Below are 21,514 nucleotides of genomic sequence, written 5' to 3'. Positions count from 1 at the left end.
GCCTCCTTACTTCACGTCCTGAGGGAAATGCGCGTTGATCACTTCCAGCAGTTTTGGTCCAAAATCGGCGGGAGACAGCATGTTGCGTACGCCAACAACATATTTATTGCCTGATACGGTAATCTCACCGGCGATATGGGTAGAAGCGATGATGATATCCGCGCCGCTCAGTTCACTTTTGTATTCGCCTACTGCGCAACTGTTTACCGTATGGTCAATATTTGACTGGGTTAAAAACTGATCCACCTTCATCTTCATGATCATGGAACTCCCCTGCCCATTGCCACATACAGCCAAAATACGTACGGTCATAATCGGAACTCCTTATTAAGCAGAGTGTTCTGCCAGTTGTTTTTCTGCGTCTTCCTCAGCGCGCAAGGTGCGTCCTGCGAAAAACATATAAGCCAGTGCAATCAGAATAATGACGGCCATAAACACGATGCCGATGGAGGCAAAGCCCTGCATCATCGGCGGCGCCAGAATTGACCAGTCCGCCATGCCCATCCAGGCGCTCATCCCGGTGAGCTTCACCGCCCAGACGCAGCCGAAGATTTCGATCATCCCCATCACCAGGCAAATCTTGAGCGCCGCGCGCCAGCCGCCAAAGTGGTTAGCAAACACGCCGATAGTCGCGTTCGAGAAGAACATCGGAATAAAGCCAGGGATAATCAGAATAGAAGAGCCGCAACCCACCAGGATGCCCACCGCAATCAGTTGGCCGATGGTGCCCCACATAAAGCCCCAGACCACCGCGTTGGGCGCAAAGCTATAAATCGCCGCGCAGTCGATAGCCAGCACTGCACCCGGGATCAGACGTTGAGAGATACCGTTGAACGCTTCTGAAAGCTCAGCAACGAACATACGTACGCCCTGAGTGATGATGAAAATAGCGACGGCAAACGAAAAACCGGTCTGCAGGATATAGACCGTCCAGTGGGTTTTACCCGCCATCGCCTGAACCACATCAATACCGAAAGAGAGCAGGATCGCGCCGAAGAAGAGGGTCATAACAATCGCGGTAGAAACGATGTTGTCATGGAAGATATTCAGCCAGCCCGGCAGCTTCAGATCTTCAACACTCTCCTCTTTCTTACCCAGATAAGGCGCGACTTTGTAGGCAATCCATGAAGCGAACTGCTGCTGGTGACCGATGGAAAAACCGCAGCCGTCGGTCACTTCCTGCGTCGGCTTGTACATCATATTGGAAGTAATGCCCCAGTAGAGGGACACCAGCACAGCGGTGCAGATGATGGTGGTCCACATCGGGTAACCGAAGATGAAGAGAGAGACGGCAATCAAGCCCGCCTGCTGGAACATAATGTGGCCGGTCAGCATGATGGTGCGAATGCCGGTAATACGCCGTAGCAGTACGTAACAAATATTCAGCGCCAGCGCCAACAGCACAGCATAACCCACCCAACTATAGGCATCGCCCATACGTTCGATGGTTGCCATCATGGAGGCATAGGTATCGGAAATCGCACCATTGATACCGTAAACTTCGGACATCTTCGCCACCACCGGTTTAAACGTGCTGGTCAGAATGCCCGATCCCGCTTGCAGCAACATAAAACCGATAATCGTTTTGATCGTGCCTTTGATAATAACGCTGACGCTTTTACGCAGCAGGATGTAACCAAGACAGGTCACAATACCCAACAGCAAGGGCGCGTTGGTCATAACCTGATTAAAAAAGACGGTAAAGATGTTGTAGAGGATCTCCATAACGATCTCCAGTAGACGAAGTTGCTGAACATTCATTACAGATGCCCAGGATGTTGTGCCCTCACTCTAGTTTTCAAAAGTAATCACAACAAGATTGAATTTGATTAAATGTGATGCAGTACGCAAATAATTCACACACTTGTGGATTGGCTTTACTTCTAATTCATCATTTCCAAAATAAACTCTATTAAAACAATAAAATACAAAACAAACACTCAAGTAAACCATCCTGTCACGCTGTGATTTTCTCACATTTCCCCGCTGAACACCAAAAATCAACGCATTGCCTTCTTGAAAAAATGATGCCAATATCAATCAAAACAAATCATAAATTGACTTAATCTGAATAAATATGAAGGTAAATGCGATGAGTAAAGTAAAAAGCATCACGCGTGAATCATGGATCCTGAGCACATTCCCGGAGTGGGGAAGTTGGCTGAATGAAGAGATCGAACAGGAGCAGGTCGCCCCGGGCACATTCGCTATGTGGTGGCTTGGCTGTACCGGCATCTGGCTGAAGTCGGAAGGCGGGACGAACATCTGCGTCGATTTCTGGTGCGGAACGGGTAAACAGAGTCACGGCAACCCGCTAATGAAAACTGGCCACCAGATGCAGCGCATGGCTGGGGTGAAGAAACTGCAGCCAAACCTGCGCACCACGCCGTTTGTTCTTGATCCGTTTGCAATTCGACAGATCGATGCGGTGCTGGCGACACACGATCATAACGATCACATCGACGTGAATGTCGCGGCCGCCGTCATGCAAAACTGCGCCGATGACGTGCCATTTATCGGGCCGCAAACCTGTGTGGATCTGTGGATCGGTTGGGGTGTGCCAAAAGAGCGCTGCATCGTGGTAAAACCAGGCGATGTGGTGAAAGTGAAAGATATTGAAATTCATGCGCTTGACGCGTTTGATCGTACGGCATTAATCACGCTACCTGCCGATCAAAAAGCGGCAGGTGTGCTGCCGGATGGTATGGATGCACGTGCGGTAAACTACCTGTTCAAAACACCGGGCGGAACGCTGTACCACAGCGGAGACTCGCACTACTCTAACTACTACGCAAAGCATGGCAACGAGCACCAGATCGATGTTGCGCTCGGCTCCTACGGTGAGAATCCGCGCGGGATTACGGACAAAATGACCAGCTCCGACATGCTGCGCATGGCGGAAGCGTTGAATACGAAAGTGGTGATCCCTTTCCATCATGACATCTGGTCAAACTTCCAGGCCGACCCTCAGGAGATCCGCGTACTGTGGGAGATGAAAAAAGATCGACTGAAGTATGGCTTTAAGCCGTTTATCTGGCAGGTGGGCGGTAAGTTCACCTGGCCGCTGGACAAAGACAACTTTGAATATCACTATCCGCGCGGCTTTGATGACTGCTTCACGATTGAACCGGATCTGCCGTTTAAATCCTTCTTGTGACCCTAAAAATGCCGGGCTATTCCGGCATTTTTTCCCATTTACTTTAGTATTTCCAGGCTATTTCAAATATCATCTTTTCAAATCAATTTGTATCGGAATAGCTCATGACTGAAGCACAAAGACATCAAATATTGCTGGATATGCTGGCGCAGTTGGGCTTTGTTACCGTTGAGAACGTGATTGAGCGTCTGGGGATTTCACCAGCCACAGCACGCCGGGACATCAATAAACTCGACGAAAGCGGCAAACTCAAGAAAGTCCGCAATGGCGCAGAAGCCATCACCCAGCAACGTCCGCGCTGGACACCTATGAATCTGCATCAGGCGCAGAACCACGATGAAAAAGTTCGCATTGCCAAGGCCGCATCCCAGCTTGTAAATGCGGGTGAAAGCGTGGTGATCAACTGCGGATCAACCGCCTTCCTGCTTGGTCGTGAAATGTGCGGCAAGCCGGTGCAGATCATCACCAATTATCTGCCGCTGGCGAACTATCTGATCGACCAGGAGCATGACAGCGTGATCATCATGGGAGGGCAATACAACAAAAGCCAGTCCATCACGCTTAGTCCGCAAGGCAGCGAAAATAGCCTGTATGCCGGACACTGGATGTTTACCAGCGGTAAAGGGTTGACCGCGGACGGACTGTATAAAACCGATATGCTAACCGCGATGGCTGAGCAGAAGATGCTTAACGTAGTGGGTAAACTGGTGGTGCTGGTCGATAGCAGTAAGGTCGGTGAACGCGCGGGGATGCTGTTCAGTCGCGCCGATCAAATCGATATGCTGATTACCGGCAAAAACGCTAACCCTGAGATTCTGCAACAACTTGAAGCTCAGGGCGTAAGCATCGTGCGCGTTTAAAGGTGCTGGCGAAAAAACGTTACTGTCGCTGCCAGCGCCTCTGGCGTGATGCGGTGGCGTACGCCCGCTTCCCACAGGCAGGTTAAATTGTTATCCAGCCCTGCCTGAATCAGCGCCTGCTGTAAGCGGAAGGTTTCAACCGCGGGCACCACATCGTCCTCCTGTCCATGCCACAACAGCAACGGTCGGTCGGCCAGGCGTTGTAGTTGATGCGTAACGTCCCATTCGGCGAGCGGTGCGATAACGGCATCGAACTCCGCCTGCTGCTCTGGCGTCTGGACCCGTAAAGGGGGAAAAAGCGTCTGTGCAAGACGGGTAAAATAGCCCGAACCCATCAGGCTGGCTACACATTTAACCTCGGGATGGCGGGCCATAATGCCCAACGCCGTCATGCCTCCCATCGACGCCCCCGCAACAGCAAGTCTTTCATCTGATAGCCAATTTTCCGCCACCAGCGCCGCACGTAACGTCGTAAACTCCTGCATGTTTTGCTGCAATATATGCCAGAAGCGAAACATTCGCTCCTGAGCATCACCGTTGAAGCGGGCACCATGGTCGGGCGCATCTGGCATGACAACCCGGAATCCGGCCTGAGCCAGAGCAACGGCAAAATAGCTATAGACCAGGCTTGAAGATGTAAACCCGTGATAGAAAATAATGCAAGGGAGTGAACACTCGCGTTTGCCAGCCGGAACGGCGTGCAAGACAGGGATACCAGCCAACTGTCGTGTTTCAATTTCGATCATTTGTCGCCTCTTTTTTTCTGGTATGCCATGCAGCAATACTTAACGCAAGCGAATGTGTTCGGCAATGATTCATAATGTTGAGAACTGGGTTACGCTTTCGCAACATTTTCATTCGAAAATCGCGTGAGAGATAACACTTCGGGAACATTCCCCTAAAGGGAAATTGATAAGGCACTACACTATGGCTATCAGGAAACGAGATAGAGTTATGCGTCGGTTTGCCTCTTTATTGCTGGTGATGCTTTTAAGCGCCTGTAGCGTGCTACAGGGAACGCCCCAACCCGCACCGCCCGTTGCCGACCACCCGCAGGAGATCCGCCGTGACCAGAGTAATGGGTTACAGCGAATAGGAACGGTCAGCGCACTGGTAAGAGGCTCTCCGGATGATGCGCTGGCAGAGATCCGTGACAAAGCCGTCGCGGCAAAAGCTGATTACTACGTGGTTTTATTAGTGGATGAAACCATCGTGACAGGCCAATGGTATTCACAGGCTATTTTGTATCGTAAATAACATTGGGTTGGAATTTAGTCAGCTTTACATTGCTTTGCGCCGCTATGCGTTTACCTGTGCACAATAAACCAACAGCAGGAAGCTTGAGGTTTATGATCGCGATGGAATGCCCTGCCGTGTGTAGGGGTACGAATAATGGAGCTGACGATGAAACAATCACTTGCCTTATCCTCACTGCTGCTTTCTGCCGGACTGGTAGGTACTACGGCGCAGTCTGCCGAGTTCGCCAGTGCTGACTGCGTTACAGGCCTGAACGAAATTGGCCTGATATCTGTCAGTAACATTGCAGGGAATCCGCAGGATGTAGAACGAGTAATCGCGTTAAAAGCGGATGAACAGGGTGCCTCATGGTATCGGATCATTCAGATGTACGAAGACCAGCAGCCCGACAACTGGCGCGTACAGGCCATTCTCTATGCTTAACAGATTGCCGGATGGCGTAAACTTATCCGGCCTACATTGAATGTAGGCATGATAAGGCGCGCCAGCGTCGCCATCAGGCATATTATTACCGTAATCCCCCCGTTGCCCGCAGGAGCAAGTCGTTCAGCACCTGCTCGGACAATCGTAGTCCACCACGCGTATCGATCATCATTTGACACCAGGCCTGCGCCACTGGCGGAGAGGCATAGCGCAACATCTGCGCCCCGCAACCGAGCAGGAAAAGCTGCTGTGTAATCTCCCGTCCCAACTCCTCGCTGGGTTTACGTAAACGCTGCTGTAGTTGACGTACCCTTCGATCGTAATGTCGGTCTTGCCCTTTTACCTCAGCAAAGGCTTCGCTGAGCATATCGTATATGCCGGGTTGTTTTGTCAGCACCCGCAATACATCGAGGCACATAATGTTGCCAGAGCCCTCCCAGATACTGTTTACCGGCATCTCACGATACAGGCGCGGCAATTCACTCTCCTCGCAGTAGCCAATCCCGCCGAGCACTTCCATCGCCTCTGCAACAAACGGCATACCGGCCTTGCAAACAGAGAATTTCGCTGCTGGTGTGAACAACCTGGCCCACAGAGATTCTTGGGCATCAGCGCGACGGTCCCAGGCCCGCGCCAGTCGGAACAGTAACGCCGTCTGACCTTCCAGTTGGAGCGCCATCCGACCTAATACCTGGCGCATCATCGGTTGTTCAATCAATGGTTTGCCAAAAACCTGTCGCTGGTGCGCATGGTAAATCGCGACAGAAAAAGCACGTCGCATCATGCCATGACTGCCGAGCGCACAGTCAAAACGCGTCATCCCACCCATTTTCAGGATATGACGTATACCTTCCCCTTCTTCACCCAATAGCCAGCCAATCGCATCGTGGAATTCAACCTCGCAGCTGGCGTTGGAGCGATTGCCTAACTTATCTTTCAGCCGCTCCAGACGGATAGCATTACGCTGCCCGTCGGGTAAAAATCGCGGTACTAAAAAGCAGGATAAGCCTCCCTTTGCCTGGGCCAGTACCAAATGGGCATCGCTTTGCGGCACGGAGAAAAACCACTTATGTCCCACCAGCCGATACGAGCCGTCTGTAAGACGTTCTGCCTGAGTGGTATTGCTCAGCACATCTGACCCCCCCTGCTTCTCGGTCATTCCCATGCCGATCAATAACCCACGCTTTTGCCCTCCGGGCAGTAAATGCGAGTCATAACGGTCGCTTAGCAGCGGCGTAAACCAGTCGTGAAAGGGGGCAGGTAACATCTGAAGTAACAACGGCGTGGCGGCAAAAGTCATGGTAACCGGACACAACGTGCCCGCTTCCACCTGCGCATGCAGCATGAAACGGGCCGCCCGGGCAACAAATGTTCCCTGCCTCGCGTCTTCTTCCCAGGCCAGATTATGTACGCGATTGGCGCACAATCCCTGCATCAGTAAATGCCAGGCAGGATGAAAACGCACATCATCCAGCCGCTGACCCTGCGAGTCGTAGCGCAACAACTCGGGTGGAAAAGCATTGGCCAGACGGCCAAGCTCGAGCGACTCGGCAGTCCCTAGCTGCTGACCAATACTGGCGAGAAGATCGCTGTCCCAGCCAGCGCCTTCACGGATAACCGCTTCACACAGCGCGCCATCGGACAGATATAAGTTGCTGTTATTGAGCGGTACAGGTTGGTTAAAAACGGTATGCGTTTGCCAGTGCATTGTGTCTCCCTCCGTCAATGGCCGTCACCTTAAGTATGGTCAGGCAGAAGGCAGCACGCATGGGACAACGGTCACAAAAAAGCCATCCCGAAGGATGGCTTGAGAGAAGATAGAAATGAGGGAGATAGTTTAGCCGCGCTGGCGTACAGCCTCAAACAGGCAGATGCCCGTCGCAACTGAAACGTTCAGCGACGAAACGCTCCCAGCCATCGGGATGCTGATCAGTTCGTCACAGTGTTCGCGGGTCAAACGACGCATACCTTCACCCTCTGCGCCCATCACCAGCGCCAGACGTCCGGTCATTTTGCTCTGGTAGAGAGTATGGTCAGCTTCACCTGCGGTTCCGACGATCCAGATATTCTCTTCCTGCAGCATACGCATAGTGCGCGCCAGGTTGGTCACACGGATCAGCGGTACGCTTTCTGCCGCGCCGCAAGCCACTTTTTTCGCCGTTGCATTCAACTGCGCAGAACGATCCTTCGGTACGATAACAGCATGGACGCCAGCAGCATCGGCGCTACGCAGGCATGCCCCCAGGTTATGCGGATCGGTAACACCATCGAGGATCAAAAAGAACGGCTGATCGAGCGTAGCAATCAGATCCGGCAGATCGTTTTCCTGATACTGACGACCCGGCTTCACGCGAGCAATAATTCCCTGATGTACCGCACCCTCGCTTTTCTCATCCAGGAACTGGCGGTTAGCCAGCTGAATGACAACACCCTGTGCTTCCAGTGCGTGGATCAGCGGCAGCAGGCGTTTATCTTCACGACCTTTGAGAATAAAGACGTCCTGGAAGCGCTCAGGCGCACGTTCCAGCAGAGCCTGCACCGCATGGATGCCGTAAATCATTTCACTCATGAATGTACTCGTTAATAGTTTATGCGTAACGCGGGCAACGCGAGGTTGCCCGACTTACTGTTTATGGCTGTTATTGCGCGACTTTCTTTTTCGTCGCGCGTTTAGCTTTGGTGGCGGCAGCGATTTTAAGCGTTTTTGCCGATGGCTTTTTCGCTTTTTTATCGCCTTTCTTCTCAGCCGTTTTTTTATCCGCCTGAGGTTTGGCTCTGCCTTTCTTCTCGCCGCGGAAAGCGCTATCCGGCTCGAAATTTACTTTTTTGCCCATCTGACGACGCTTACCGGTATTTTTACCCGCATCGCCTTTTTTCGCTTTTTCACGCGCGGTTTTACCTTCATTGCGCGGTGCACGTTCGCTGGAGATCAAACTGAAGTCGATTTTACGCTCGTCCATGTTGACCGCTTCCACGCGAACTTCCACGCGATCGCCCAGGCGATACATTTGACCGCTGGATTCCCCCGTCAGACGCTGCCCAACCTGGTCAAAACGATAGTAGTCGTTATCCAGGGAGGAGACATGCACCAGACCGTCGATAAACAGCTCATCAAGACGGACGAAGAAACCAAACCCGGTAACGCTGGCGATCACGCCTTTGAAGACATTACCTACCTGATCCAGCATAAAGTCGCACTTCAGCCAGTCAGAGACGTCGCGCGTAGCTTCGTCAGCACGGCGCTCGGCCATCGAACAGTGTTGACCCAGCTGCAGCATCTCTTCCATCGAATAATGGTAGCCACCCGTTTCCGTGGTGTTGCCTTTATGGCCCTGCTCCTGCGCCAGCAGATACTTAATCGCCCGGTGCAAGGAGAGATCCGGGTAACGACGGATCGGCGAGGTGAAGTGTGCATAAGATTGCAACGCAAGGCCAAAGTGACCGCGGTTTTCCGGATCGTAAATCGCCTGCTTCATTGAACGCAGCAGCATAGTTTGCAGCATTTCTGCGTCAGGACGGTCAGCAATCGACTCCAGCAGTTCAGCGTAATCACGCGGCTCGGGTTTATTACCGCCGGGCAGCTCCAGCCCCAGCTCTGCCAACACCGAACGGAACGAATTAATCGCTTCGGTCGTCGGCTTATCGTGAATGCGGAACAGTGCCGGCTCTTTGGCTTTCTCAACGAATCGCGCCGCTGAGATGTTCGCCATGATCATGCACTCTTCAATCAGTTTGTGCGCGTCATTACGCTGCGTCTGCTCAATACGCTCAATACGGCGTTCAGCATTGAAGATAAACTTCGCTTCTTCACTTTCAAACGAGATACCGCCACGCTCTTCACGCGCTTTATCCAGCACTTTGTAGAGGTTATGCAGCTCTTCGATGTGTTTAACCAACGGCGCGTACTGCTCACGCAGTTCCTGATCGCCCTGCAGCATGTGCCAGACCTTGGTGTAGGTCAGACGCGCATGGGAGCTCATAACCGCTTCGTAGAATTTAAAGCCTGTTAAGCGGCCTTTCGACGAAATGGTCATTTCACAGACCATACACAGCCTGTCCACCTGCGGGTTGAGCGAACACAATCCGTTAGACAGCACTTCCGGTAGCATCGGAACAACCTGCGATGGGAAGTAGACGGATGTGCCACGGCTGCGCGCTTCCTGGTCCAGCGGAGTCGGGGGGCGAACGTAATAGCTTACGTCAGCAATCGCCACCCATAAACGCCAGCCGCCGCCGCGCTTCTTCTCGCAGTAAACCGCATCATCGAAGTCACGCGCATCTTCGCCATCGATAGTGACCAGCGGCAGGGAGCGCAGATCGACACGTCCGGCTTTCGCTTCTTCCGGCACTTCTTCTTTCAGTCCGGCGACCTGTTTTTCGACCGCCTGAGGCCAGATATACGGGATTTCATGAGTACGCAGCGCCATATCAACGGCCATGCTGGTTCCCATGTTGTCGCCCAGGACTTCAACAATTTTACCCACCGCTTTAGTGCGACGTGTCGGACGCTGGGTCAGCTCAACCACGACCACAAAGCCCATACGAGCACCCATCACCTCTTCCGGCGGGATCAGGATATCAAAGCTCAGGCGGCTGTCGTCAGGGACGACAAACCCAACGCCAGCGTCGGTGAAGTAGCGACCGACAATCTGGCTGGTTTTCGGTACCAGTACGCGCACAATACGCGCTTCGCGACGACCTTTACGGTCCGCTCCCAGCGGCTGTGCCAACACTTGATCGCCATGAATGCAGGTTTTCATCTGCTCGCTGGACAGGTACAGGTCATCTTTGCGGCCTTCAACGCGCAGAAAGCCGTAGCCATCACGGTGGCCAATAACGGTACCTTTCAGCAGGTCAAGACGCTCCGGCAGCGCATAGCACTGACGACGAGTGAAGACCAGTTGCCCGTCACGCTCCATGGCGCGCAGGCGGCGACGCAACGCTTCTTGCTGCTCTTCACCTTCAATGTTGAGTTCAGCGGCCAGCTCATCGCGGTTGGCCGGTTTTTCACGTTTAGTTAAATGTTCGAGGATAAATTCCCGGCTCGGGATAGGATTCGCGTATTTTTCTGCTTCGCGTTCCTGGAAAGGATCTTGTGACATCGAGGTTCCTCCATTGTCAGCTCTGATGAAGATTTTCGTCACTCCACCAGCAATAATTTATAAAGCGGTTGATTCTCTTCAACCAAATCAGCAAGTGTGTAGTTGTCCAGTTCCGTGAGAAAACTTTGCACTGCCTTAGAAAGCGCCTGTTTAAGTCGACAGGCTGGGGTAATGTGGCAAAACTCGCTGCTACAATTGACCAACGATAGTGGTTCCAGCTCGCGAACCACATCACCAATACCAATATCCTTAGCTGGTTTACCCAGGCGGATACCGCCATTTTTTCCTCGAATAGCAGTAACGAAGCCCGCACGGCTAAGTTGATTGATTATTTTGACCATATGATTACGGGACACGCCGTAGACTTCTGTCACCTCAGAAATACTGGTCATACGTCCTTCGGGAAGTGACGCCATGTAGATTAGCGCACGTAATCCGTAATCGGTGAAACTTGTTAACTGCACATCAACCTCAGGAAAAGGGATAAAACGGATAAACCTGGTGGTATTAATTACATTGATGATAAACCAGCCACCAGCCAGGTCGCTAATTTATTTCAGTTCAGGAAGGAAAAAAGCGAGGAACTTACGTGATTTTAAGCCGGATTATGATGCAAAGCGCCTCATCCGGCCTAAGATAGTGCAAGCGCAGCGCCATTCGACGCCACGCTATAACCAGAATTATGCGTCGAACGGGTCGCGCAGGATCATGGTTTCAGTACGGTCTGGGCCAGTTGAGATAATATCAATCGGCACACCGGTCAGTTCTTCAATACGTTTGATGTAGTTCAGTGCTGCCTGCGGCAGACCGCTACGTTCCTTCACCCCGAAGGTGGATTCAGACCAGCCCGGCATGGTTTCGTAGATCGGCTCGATACCTTTCCAGTCGTCTGCAGCCAGCGGGGTAGTCGTTACTTCACGGCCATCCGGCATACGATAAGCGACACAAATTTTCACCTCTTTCAAACCGTCCAGTACGTCCAGTTTGGTCAGGCAGAAGCCAGACAGGGAGTTAATCTGTACTGCACGGCGTACCGCAACGGAGTCCAGCCAACCGGTGCGACGACGACGACCGGTGGTCGCGCCATACTCGTTACCTTGTTTGCACAGGAACTCGCCAACGTCATCAAACAGCTCGGTCGGGAACGGACCCGCGCCTACACGTGTTGAGTAAGCTTTGATAATACCCAGGACGTAATCCACATAACGTGGACCCAGGCCGGAGCCGGTAGCCACGCCACCTGCGGTGGTGTTGGAAGACGTTACGTACGGATAGGTACCGTGGTCGATATCCAGCAGGGTACCCTGTGCGCCTTCGAACATGACGAAATCGCCACGCTTACGCGCCTGGTCCAGCAGATCGGAAACATCAACAACCATAGAGGTCAGGATGTCGGCAATCGCCATCACATCATCCAGCACTTTCTGGTAGTCAACTGCTTCAACTTTATAGAAATTCACCAGCTGGAAGTTGTGATATTCCATCACTTCTTTCAGTTTTTCAGCGAAGGTTGCTTTATCAAACAGATCGCCAACGCGCAGACCGCGACGAGCTACTTTGTCTTCATAAGCCGGACCGATGCCACGACCGGTAGTACCGATCGCTTTCTCGCCACGCGCTTTCTCACGAGCATTATCCAACGCAACGTGATAATCAAGGATCAGCGGACAAGCTTCAGACAACAGCAGGCGCTCGCGAACCGGGATGCCACGATCTTCCAGTCCTTTCATTTCTTTCATCAGCGCGGACGGAGACAGTACAACACCGTTACCGATGATGCTGATGACATTCTCGCGAAGAATACCTGATGGAATAAGATGGAGGACGGTTTTTTCACCGTTGATTACGAGAGTATGGCCTGCGTTGTGACCACCCTGGTAGCGCACAACATATTTAGCCCGTTCAGTCAGAAGATCGACGATCTTCCCTTTACCTTCGTCACCCCATTGGGTGCCCAGTACGACGACGTTGTTACCCATTTTTCAAAATCACCGTTTGCTTAAAAATGGATTCTACCACCGCTTTTTCAGATATACAGCACTTTTTGCATGCGAAAATCCGCAAAATAGGCTACTTATTGATCAGCCAATCGTTTTCCTCAACATGTAGTAGACCACAACGCCCGCAACCACAAGACCTCCACCAAAACGACGCAAAGTATTTTCGGGAAGTTGCGCCATTGCGGAAATCATTTTCTTCCACGCGCGGGGATAAAGCATAGGGCCCAGGCCTTCCAGCACCAAAACCAGCGCGAGCGCCAGCAAAATTGTTGAATTCATCCATCGTCCTTTTATAAAAAGAAAACCACCGCATCCCTGGGGATGCCGGTGGTTTTGCTGGTTTAAAACCGCTGGAACTTTATTAGCGTGTCGTAGTGCTCGGTGTCTTCATGTAGCGGAAGAAATCGCTGTCCGGGCTCATGACCATCACGTCCTGGTTGCCTTCGAAGCTCTTCTCGTAAGCACGCAGGCTACGGATGAAGGCGTAGAAGTCAGGATCCTGGCTGAACGCATCGGCAAACAGTTTAGCGGCTTCTGCATCGCCTTCACCGCGCATGATGCGGCCTTGACGCTCAGATTCTGCCAGCGTTTTAGTCACTTCATAATCCGCCGTGGCACGCAGTTTTTCCGCTTCTTCCTGACCTTGAGAACGATGGCGACGCGCTACCGCTTCACGCTCAGCGCGCATACGGTTGTAGATAGCCTCAGACACTTCAGCAGGCAGGTTGATTTGCTTGATACGCACGTCAACCACTTCGATGCCCAATGCCGCCATACTGTTCGGGTTGATGACCGGTACTTTACCGTTTGTTTCAGCCTGAACACGCTCAGCCGCTTCGGCAATCGCGCTATCTGCCGCCGGAGTCGCGACTTCATCTTCCGTGCCAGCAGAACCGGAGTTCAGCGCATCACGAACTTCCAGCGTCAGACGACCGCGGGAATCGGTAACGATGTCTTTCACGTCCAGACGACCAATTTCAGAACGCAGACGGTCAGAGAACTTACGTTTCAGCAGGACTTCCGCCTGAGAAACATCGCCACCGCCCGTTGCCAGGTAGTAACGGCTAAAGTCACTGATGCGCCACTTAATGTAGGAGTCAACGATCAGGTCTTTCTTTTCTTTGGTAACAAAGCGATCGGCCTGGTTGTCCATGGTCTGAATACGCGCATCCAGCATCTTCACAGATTCAATAAACGGAATCTTGAAGTGCAGGCCTGGTGCAACAACCAGCGGCTTGTTTTCATCGTCACGCAGAACTTTACCAAAGCGCAGAGTAATCCCGCGCTCGCCTTCTTTGACCACAAAGACAGACATGAACAGAACTACCAGAACGATGATGATAATCGCAATAACTGACTTACGCATCGTTATTCCCCCTGACGCTGGTAGTCGTTACGCTGCGCGTTCGCGCGGCGTTGGTCCATAATATCGCCCTGACTGGTGGACGAGGTATTGCTTGCTCCAGTGCCGGACGTCGTTGCTGGCGGCAGACGCAGCAGGTTTGAACTGCTGTCACTCTTTGCTGCTGGCGCACTACCGCCTTTCAGCATTTGATCCAGCGGCAGAACCATCAGATTGCTGCCCTTATCGTTAACCAGGACTTTGCGGGTATTGCTCAGCACTTTTTCCATGGTTTCGATATACAGACGCTCGCGAGTAATTTGCGGTGCGGCTTTATATTCCGGCAGAATTTTTGCGAAACGAGCCACTTCACCCTGTGCTTCCAGGATGGTTCGCGTTTTGTAAGCACGCGCTTCTTCCAGAATACGCTGCGCCTGACCGTTAGCACGTGGCTGAACTTCGTTGGTGTACGCTTCTGCTTCACGGATGTACTGCTGCTCGTTTTCACGTGCTGCAATGGCATCGTCAAACGCGGCTTTTACTTCTTCCGGCGGACGTGCTGCCTGGAAGTTGACGTCCAGCAGGGTGATACCCATGTTGTACGGACGGATCGTTTCTTCCAGCTCACGCTGGGTATCGCTACGAATAACGGTACGCCCTTCGGTCAGGATACGGTCCATGGTGTATTTACCGATAACCCCACGCAGGGCGCTGTCGGTTGCCTGACGCAGACTGTCATCCGCGCTGGTTACGCTAAACAGGTAACGCTGCGGATCGGTCACGCGGTACTGCACGTTCATTTCAACGCGTACGACGTTTTCGTCAGAGGTCAGCATCACGCCGGATGCGGCAAGTTCACGCACGGCTTCCACGTTGACCGGAGTCACTTCGTCGACAAAGGTCGGTTTCCAGTTCAGACCCGGTTCAACCAAATGGCTGAATTTACCGAAGCGTGTCACCACGCCGCGTTCCGCTTCTTTAATGGTGTAGAAACCGCTGGCCGCCCAGATAATGACGATAGCTGCCGCTGCGATAGTAAAGACTCGACCACCCAATTGCGGACGAGGGCCTTGCGATGAGCTACCGCCGCCAGAACCAGCACCTTTACCGCCACCCAGACCACCGAGCTTTTTACTCAGTTTGCGGAAGATATCATCCAGATCGGGAGGTCCCTGATCGCGACCACCTTTGTTTCCATTTCCCTCAGGGTTGCCGCCAGGTTTGCTGCTTCCCCACGGGTCGCGGTCTTGTCCGTTATTACCGGGCTGATTCCACGCCATTTTTGTGCTCCATATTTGTTATGCGATGCTATACCTGCGTATTTTGCGCTGCCGATGCGTTGGCTACGCCCTTTAATCTCAGTCACATAGTTGACTATGCTCCTGAAGATTTCAGGACTTGCCACCTTCATGCTGCACAAAACCCACAAGGTATAGAGGCGAAAAAATCTTCAGGCCATATCCGTCAGGTCAGACAATATAGTCTTCCAGTGCCGGTTCTTGTTTACAGAGGCGACGCCAGTCTACGATCGGCATACGAACCTGCAGACCCACGCTGCCGTCCTCCTCCATCCACTCTCTTTCTATTGCCTGAAGTTGGTAAAACCGGCTTCTCAGACGCCCTTCCTGCGGCGGCAAACGCAACGTGTGCTGCGCCACCTCACCGGAAAGTCGCTCAGTCAAAGCCTGAAAAAGCTGTGGTATACCTATTCCCGTTTGCGCTGAAACCCAAACGCGAATGGGTTTATTCTCTTCATCTCTGTCGATACGTGGTTCAAAATCATCCAGCATATCGATTTTATTCATCACCAGCAGAGTCGGGATCTCATGCGCATCGATCTCTTCGAGCACCGTGTCGACGGCCTCGATGTTTTCCTGCACACGAAAATCTGCAGCATCAATAACATGCAGCAGCAATGTCGCCTGACGCGTTTCCTGCAGGGTAGCTTTAAACGCCGCCACCAGGTCGTGCGGCAAATGACGGATAAACCCTACGGTATCCGCCAGCACGGTTTCACCGACATCCGCTACGTCTATACGGCGCAGCGTTGGGTCCAAGGTCGCAAACAGCTGATCCGCTGCGTAAACCCGGGCTTCGGTGATCTGGTTGAACAGGGTGGATTTTCCGGCGTTGGTATACCCCACCAGTGATACGGTTGGGACATCCGCTTTCTTGCGCGACTGTCGCCCCTGCTCACGTTGCTTTTCAACTTTTTCCAGGCGCGACTGTATTTGCAAAATGCGATTACGCAGCAAACGACGGTCGGTTTCGAGCTGGGTTTCACCCGGACCGCGCAAACCAATCCCGCCCTTTTGCCTTTCAAGGTGGGTCCAGCCACGGACCAGACGAGTAGCCATATGGCGCAACTGCGCCAGCTCAACCTGCAACTTACCCTCATGGGTGCGCGCACGCTGGGCAAAAATATCTAAAATAAGACCTGTCCTGTCGATAACAAGACACTGGCACAACTGTTCCAGGTTACGTTCCTGGGCGGGGCTTAGAGCATGATCAAAAATCACCACCGCAGCGCCAGTCGCTTTTACGGCTTCCGCAATTTCGATTGCCTTACCTTCACCAACAAAATACTTCGGGTGCGGTGCTTTACGGCTCCCGGTAATCACCTGCATTGCTTCGACACCGGCGGAAGAAACCAGAGATTCAAACTCCTGGAGGTCTTCCATATCTTTGTCTTGCGAAAAATAGATGTGTACCAGTACCGCCTGCTCACCGGCATCATAACGGTCAAACAAGCGTCAACCCCTTAATATATATCAACGGGGAACGCAGGATCGCTGGCTCCCCGTGTGTAAAACAGCTAACAACCTTATTCGGTTTCTTCGCTGTCCTGTTGCGCAGATGAACCTTGCGCGTTGCTACCGTGATGGTAGTTGCTGCCAGTGCCGCCGGTGGCATTATTGCTGTGATGAGAAACCGGGCGAGACGGGACAACAGTAGAAATCGCGTGCTTATAAACCATCTGGCTGACCGTGTTTTTCAACAGGATCACGAACTGATCAAAAGACTCGATTTGACCTTGCAGCTTAATACCATTCACCAAATAAATAGAAACTGGAACACGTTCCCGACGCAGTGCGTTCAGGAACGGATCTTGTAAAGATTGCCCCTTAGCCATTCTCTCTTTTCCTTATATGCTTATTTGTACTTTGAACCTTTCGATTCTGAAAAATTGCGCACGATACGTTTCAATTGTACACATTCAGTTCGCGATAGCACCAACAACCTGTAATACTTCGTTTCGCGCCTGGTCAGGCTTTTCACTGTCAAGCCAGTGCACCCCTTCCCAACCACGCAACCAGGTTACCTGTCGCTTCGCCAACTGCCTCGTGGCGCAAACACCTCTATAAACCATTTCATCGTATGAAATTTCACCTTCAATGTATGACCACATCTGGCGATACCCTACACAACGAATGGAAGGCAAATCCGTATGCAAATCTCCACGGGCAAATAGCGCCCGGACTTCTGCTTCAAAACCTGAAGCCAACATCTGATGAAAACGCTGCTCAATTCGCTGATGGAGCAGTTCACGGCTCGCCGGGGCGATAGCAAACTGATGCACCTGATACGGCAAAGCATCTCCTGACGTTTGCGTCAGCTCCGTTAAAGTTTTACCCGAAATGAAAAAAACTTCCAGTGCCCGGGAAAGTCTTTGCGGATCATTTGGATGAATACGCGCCGCAGCCACCGGATCTATTTCCTGAAGCTGTCGGTGTAACGCGTCCCACCCATGCTCTGCCGCCTGCTGCTCAATTCTGGCCCTGACTTCCGGATCTGCCGACGGTAACGGCGACAGCCCTTCAAGCAAGGCTTTGAAATATAACATTGTGCCGCCCACCAGCAGCGGAATACGCCCCGCGGCGGTGATATCGGCCATCTCGGCTAACGCATCGCGGCGAAAATCCGCAGCAGAGTACGCCTGGGACGGATCGCGAATATCCAGCAACCGGTGCGGCGCGGCCTGTAATTCATCTGCATCAGGCTTGGCTGTACCGATATCCATCCCCTTGTAAATAAGGGCGGAATCAACGCTTATCAACTCTACAGGCAAAACTTTACGCAATTCAATTGCCAGTGCCGTTTTACCGGAGGCCGTCGGCCCCATCAAAAAAATCGCCTTTGGCAGGCTCGCCTTACGGGTATCACTCATGTTTCAGGGCATTCATTACCGAATGTAAATCAACAGGTTGTAACAAACCACCCGGCGGCGCCTTCACGAGTTGTGGGCAAAGCCGCTCAACATCCGCTAACAGCGTAATCGCCTGAGCCATGCTCCACTGCGGATGCTCGCTAATCAGATTACGTGCAATCCACTGTGCAATATTGCCCGGTTCGAATTCGGACTGCTGTGCCAGGTAGCCTATCAGTTCAGGAATCAAGATTTGTAAATTTTGTTGGCGTAAGGGTAAAGGCACCGCCCGGATGGTCACATGCTGCGCATCCAGTTGAAATTCAATACCCAACTCAGCCAGTTGGCTCTGCCCTTTTTGCAGCGCCGCTTTTTCATCAGCGGTCACTTTTAGACGTAAAGGGATCAGTAACGGCTGAGCGCATACGACGCCCTGGTCCGGCGTTAACTGCGCCTGACGTAGCCAACGTTCCGCCACCGGCAATGCCAGCAACCGAATATGACCATCGCATTCGAGTAATGCGCAGTCCGTACCGACAATGGTTAGTACCCGCCCAAAGCCCTGACTGTTGCCGGTCAGAGGTGCTGATGGCGTTTCAGAAACCGGCGTTTTACGCGGCGGAACCGGCGTCTGTAGCAGTTGCTGATAAATCTCACCCTGCTGCTTTTGATATCCAGGTTGGGCATGAGGCCAGCTGGCCCCCGTCTGACGGCCACCACTACTGCCAGCGCCAGCAGATGCTGAGTAACGCGGCGTCGCAGGTTCACGCGCCGGGGCCGGTTCGGCAAAATGGTTACGCCCGGCCGCGACGCGGTTTTCCGGGATGTGCCTTGGGGCGGGCTCGTCGTCATCAGCCAACGGCAGCGGCGTTTCAAGCTGCTGTTGCAGGACGCTCAACACGCCCTGGTAAATAAAATCATGCACCAGGCGGGACTGATGAAAACGGACCTCATGTTTGGCGGGATGTACGTTAACATCCACCTGATGCGGGTCGATTTCCAGATACAACACAAAAGCGGGCTGCTGATCGGCTCCCAGCTTATCTTCACAGGCCTGACGAATAGCATGGTTGATCAACCGATCTCGCATCATCCGGCCATTCACATAGCAGTACTGGATTTCCGCCAGCGCCGCCGTCGTGTGGTTAGGATCGGCCACCCAGCCGCGCAGCGTTAAATCGCCATGCTGCCATTCAATCGCCAGCGCATGTTCCAGAAACGGCGTGCCGCAAATCGCGCCCAGTCGGCGCTCTTGCTGCCCATCCGCAGCCACTGCCCGGTACTGGCGCACCACTTTGCCGTTGTGCGACAAATTAATCGTCACATCAAAACGTGCCAGCGCAATACGGCGGATTATTTCGTCGATATGATTAAATTCCGTTTTCTCGGTGCGCATAAACTTGCGCCGCGCCGGGGTGTTGTAGAACAGATCTAACACCTCCAGCGTGGTTCCCACCGGATGCGCAGCGGGTTTAACCGTCACATCCATGTCGCGCCCTTCGGCATAGGCTTGCCAGGCTTCAGGTTGTTCTTGCGTACGCGACGTCAGGGTTAAACGAGAAACGGAGCTGATACTGGCCAGCGCTTCGCCGCGAAACCCGAGGCTCACGATGGCTTCGAGATCGTCAAGCGAGGAAATTTTACTGGTGGCATGACGCGCCAGCGCCAGCGCCAGCTCGTCTTTTTTAATCCCGCAGCCGTTGTCACGAATACGGATAAGCTTCGCGCCGCCGCGCTCAACATCAATATCAATGCGCGTCGCACCAGCATCAATACTGTTTTCCACCAGCTCCTTCACCACTGACGCAGGCCGTTCTACCACCTCGCCTGCGGCAATCTGGTTCGCCAGCTGTGGCGGTAGAACCTGAATCGGCATGGCTAATCCTTAATTTGTTAACGTGTTGCCAGGCGATACCGCACTCGCGGTTTGCGCCGGTGTGCCTTGAGGCCCGGTTTGCATCGGGTGCGCCTGGAAATAGTTACGCAATCCTTTGTAAATTGCCTCGGCCAGCTGCTGCTGGTAGTCATCACTCGCCAACAGACGCTCTTCGCTGTTGTTACTGATAAAGCCGGTTTCAACCAGCACTGACGGGATATCAGGCGAACGTAATACCCCAAGGCTGGCGTGTTCCGGACGACGCTTATGCATCGAGCCAATACGTTCTAACTGGCCGATCATGCTGGTCGCTACATCATACCCAACGCGTTGCGAATGACCGAACTGCAGATCCAACACGGCCTGGCTGAGATAAGGATCGGACTGGCTGTTTGCCAGCACATCGCCCGCCCCACCCAACAGTTCCGATTGCTTTTCGTGCTGTTCCAGCCAGCCGGCCATTTCACTGTTTGCCCGACGGTTTGACAGTACCCAGACGGAAGCACCAGTGGCATCCCGGTTTGGTGCGGCATCTGCATGAATAGAGACCAGGAAGTTGGCGTTTTGTTTACGCGCAACGTCTGAACGCCCCATCACCGAGATAAAGTAATCGCCATCACGGGTGAGTACGCCTTTAAACATCGGGTCATCATTGAGCAAACTGCGCAGTTTGCGCGCCACGGCAATCGTGACGTTTTTCTCACGTGTGCCACCGGGACCAATAGCGCCAGGATCCTGCCCGCCGTGTCCGGCATCAATGGCGATAACTACTTTTTCGCCGTTACTGGTACTGGCGCGCGCCGCAGGTCGTGTGGAGGTATTACTGTTGGTTACCATCGTGGTGCGATCGTTTTCCGCTTTAAACGGATTACGCGCAGGCTCGGCAGGGCGCGGGGCGATAACCGGCGCTTCAACACGCTTCGCAACCACTGGAGGTGGTGGAGGCGGCGGTGGCGCATCAGCTTTGATGGTAAACACGACGGTATAATTGCCGCCGTTCTGGCGTTTTACGGCTTCGGCTTTGCCGTTCTCGGTTAAATCCACCACCAGGCGCAGAGACTGCGCATCTTTTGGCGTGCCGGAACGGATAGATTTCACCAGATTATTGCCGCTAAACAGCAGCGGTAACCCCTGAATCACACCGGTTTGTTTAATATCCAACGCGACGGTTCGTTTCCCGTCCTGCGAAACTGCGTATTCAGGATCGCCAATAAAGCTCAGCGTAATCCGCGCTTGCTGATCGCCATTGGACACCTGAAGATCGGAGAGGCTGGCGGCCCCTGCCTGCGCGCACAGCAGGACCAGTGTTGCCATCAGCCAGTTTCTGATGCGATAAATCATCCCGCCACC

20 protein-coding genes are annotated in these 21,514 nt (G+C 52.9%); 4 read left to right on the top strand and 16 right to left on the bottom strand.

Annotation, left to right across the window (positions count from 1 at the left end; translation table 11 throughout):
- Positions 1-6: 6 nt before the first annotated feature.
- Positions 7-312: a PTS ascorbate transporter subunit IIB gene (gene ulaB / locus HV229_RS02425; RefSeq protein WP_016151426.1), complete on the bottom strand. Its 306-nt coding sequence runs from the start codon at positions 310-312 to the stop codon at positions 7-9.
- Positions 313-327: 15 nt separating this feature from the next.
- Entirely contained in the window at positions 328-1,725 is a 1,398-nt protein-coding gene (gene ulaA, locus HV229_RS02420) for a PTS ascorbate transporter subunit IIC (protein WP_047358895.1), read from the bottom strand.
- A 367-nt stretch (positions 1,726-2,092) separates the two neighbouring features.
- Between ulaA and ulaG the strand changes: the two genes are divergently transcribed.
- Both ulaG and ulaR read left to right on the top strand, forming a co-directional pair.
- Positions 2,093-3,157 carry an L-ascorbate 6-phosphate lactonase gene (ulaG, locus tag HV229_RS02415; protein ID WP_016151424.1) on the top strand — a complete coding sequence of 355 codons (1,065 nt, stop codon included), beginning with the start codon at positions 2,093-2,095 and terminating at the stop codon, positions 3,155-3,157.
- A gap of 104 nt (positions 3,158-3,261) precedes the next feature.
- Positions 3,262-4,017: an HTH-type transcriptional regulator UlaR gene (gene ulaR, locus HV229_RS02410; protein WP_016151423.1), complete on the top strand. Its 756-nt coding sequence runs from the start codon at positions 3,262-3,264 to the stop codon at positions 4,015-4,017.
- On the opposite strand, the gene yjfP is transcribed toward ulaR, so the two are convergent.
- Positions 4,014-4,763 carry an esterase gene (gene yjfP, locus HV229_RS02405; RefSeq protein WP_016155514.1) on the bottom strand — a complete coding sequence of 250 codons (750 nt, stop codon included), beginning with the start codon at positions 4,761-4,763 and terminating at the stop codon, positions 4,014-4,016. The genes ulaR and yjfP overlap by 4 nt on opposite strands.
- A gap of 181 nt (positions 4,764-4,944) precedes the next feature.
- Here yjfP and bsmA point away from each other — a divergent pair, with 181 nt between their 5' ends.
- Positions 4,945-5,274, top strand: a complete 330-nt coding sequence (bsmA, locus tag HV229_RS02400; RefSeq protein ID WP_029139740.1) for a biofilm peroxide resistance protein BsmA — start codon at positions 4,945-4,947, stop codon at positions 5,272-5,274.
- A gap of 147 nt (positions 5,275-5,421) precedes the next feature.
- A complete protein-coding gene (gene yjfN, locus HV229_RS02395; RefSeq protein WP_016155512.1) occupies positions 5,422-5,697 on the top strand; it encodes a DUF1471 family protease activator YjfN in 276 nt (91 codons plus the stop codon).
- 85 nt (positions 5,698-5,782) lie between these two features.
- Here the strand turns inward: yjfN and HV229_RS02390 are convergent, their stop codons facing one another.
- The 13 genes from HV229_RS02390 to amiB all read right to left on the bottom strand — a co-directional run bounded on the left by HV229_RS02390 (position 5,783) and on the right by amiB (position 21,505).
- Positions 5,783-7,405: an isovaleryl-CoA dehydrogenase gene (locus HV229_RS02390; protein ID WP_095715635.1), complete on the bottom strand. Its 1,623-nt coding sequence runs from the start codon at positions 7,403-7,405 to the stop codon at positions 5,783-5,785.
- A gap of 129 nt (positions 7,406-7,534) precedes the next feature.
- A complete protein-coding gene (rlmB, locus tag HV229_RS02385) occupies positions 7,535-8,266 on the bottom strand; it encodes a 23S rRNA (guanosine(2251)-2'-O)-methyltransferase RlmB (protein ID WP_003830482.1) in 732 nt (243 codons plus the stop codon).
- 70 nt (positions 8,267-8,336) lie between these two features.
- The gene (gene rnr / locus HV229_RS02380) at positions 8,337-10,799 is read right to left on the bottom strand and encodes a ribonuclease R (RefSeq protein WP_016151418.1); all 2,463 of its coding nucleotides are present in this window, start codon (positions 10,797-10,799) and stop codon (positions 8,337-8,339) included.
- Positions 10,800-10,837: 38 nt separating this feature from the next.
- Entirely contained in the window at positions 10,838-11,263 is a 426-nt protein-coding gene (gene nsrR / locus HV229_RS02375; protein ID WP_003025609.1) for a nitric oxide-sensing transcriptional repressor NsrR, read from the bottom strand.
- Positions 11,264-11,479: 216 nt separating this feature from the next.
- Positions 11,480-12,778 carry an adenylosuccinate synthase gene (purA, locus tag HV229_RS02370; RefSeq protein WP_003025606.1) on the bottom strand — a complete coding sequence of 433 codons (1,299 nt, stop codon included), beginning with the start codon at positions 12,776-12,778 and terminating at the stop codon, positions 11,480-11,482.
- A 102-nt stretch (positions 12,779-12,880) separates the two neighbouring features.
- Positions 12,881-13,078, bottom strand: coding sequence for a DUF2065 family protein (locus HV229_RS02365; protein WP_019078201.1), 198 nt, complete (start codon positions 13,076-13,078; stop codon positions 12,881-12,883).
- An 82-nt stretch (positions 13,079-13,160) separates the two neighbouring features.
- Positions 13,161-14,165, bottom strand: a complete 1,005-nt coding sequence (gene hflC / locus HV229_RS02360; protein WP_016155510.1) for a protease modulator HflC — start codon at positions 14,163-14,165, stop codon at positions 13,161-13,163.
- 2 nt (positions 14,166-14,167) lie between these two features.
- On the bottom strand, positions 14,168-15,421 hold the full coding sequence (hflK, locus tag HV229_RS02355; RefSeq protein ID WP_016151416.1) for an FtsH protease activity modulator HflK: 1,254 nt from the start codon (positions 15,419-15,421) through the stop codon (positions 14,168-14,170).
- 189 nt (positions 15,422-15,610) lie between these two features.
- Positions 15,611-16,891, bottom strand: a complete 1,281-nt coding sequence (gene hflX / locus HV229_RS02350) for a ribosome rescue GTPase HflX (RefSeq protein WP_016151415.1) — start codon at positions 16,889-16,891, stop codon at positions 15,611-15,613.
- Between the two features lie 74 nt (positions 16,892-16,965).
- Positions 16,966-17,274, bottom strand: coding sequence for an RNA chaperone Hfq (gene hfq, locus HV229_RS02345; RefSeq protein WP_003025584.1), 309 nt, complete (start codon positions 17,272-17,274; stop codon positions 16,966-16,968).
- Between the two features lie 84 nt (positions 17,275-17,358).
- Positions 17,359-18,309, bottom strand: a complete 951-nt coding sequence (miaA, locus tag HV229_RS02340; protein WP_016151413.1) for a tRNA (adenosine(37)-N6)-dimethylallyltransferase MiaA — start codon at positions 18,307-18,309, stop codon at positions 17,359-17,361.
- Positions 18,302-20,164, bottom strand: a complete 1,863-nt coding sequence (gene mutL / locus HV229_RS02335; RefSeq protein WP_181546823.1) for a DNA mismatch repair endonuclease MutL — start codon at positions 20,162-20,164, stop codon at positions 18,302-18,304. The genes miaA and mutL overlap by 8 nt, the downstream gene beginning before the upstream one ends.
- Before the next feature lie 9 nt (positions 20,165-20,173).
- A complete protein-coding gene (gene amiB, locus HV229_RS02330) occupies positions 20,174-21,505 on the bottom strand; it encodes an N-acetylmuramoyl-L-alanine amidase AmiB (protein WP_019078199.1) in 1,332 nt (443 codons plus the stop codon).
- Positions 21,506-21,514 lie beyond the last annotated feature (9 nt).

The sequence above is a fragment of the Citrobacter sp. RHBSTW-00524 genome (genome assembly GCF_013747755.1).
Taxonomy (GTDB): domain Bacteria; phylum Pseudomonadota; class Gammaproteobacteria; order Enterobacterales; family Enterobacteriaceae; genus Citrobacter; species Citrobacter braakii.
The sequence above is the reverse complement of the archived record's forward strand: the minus strand, read 5'-3'. Positions and strand labels throughout refer to the sequence as shown.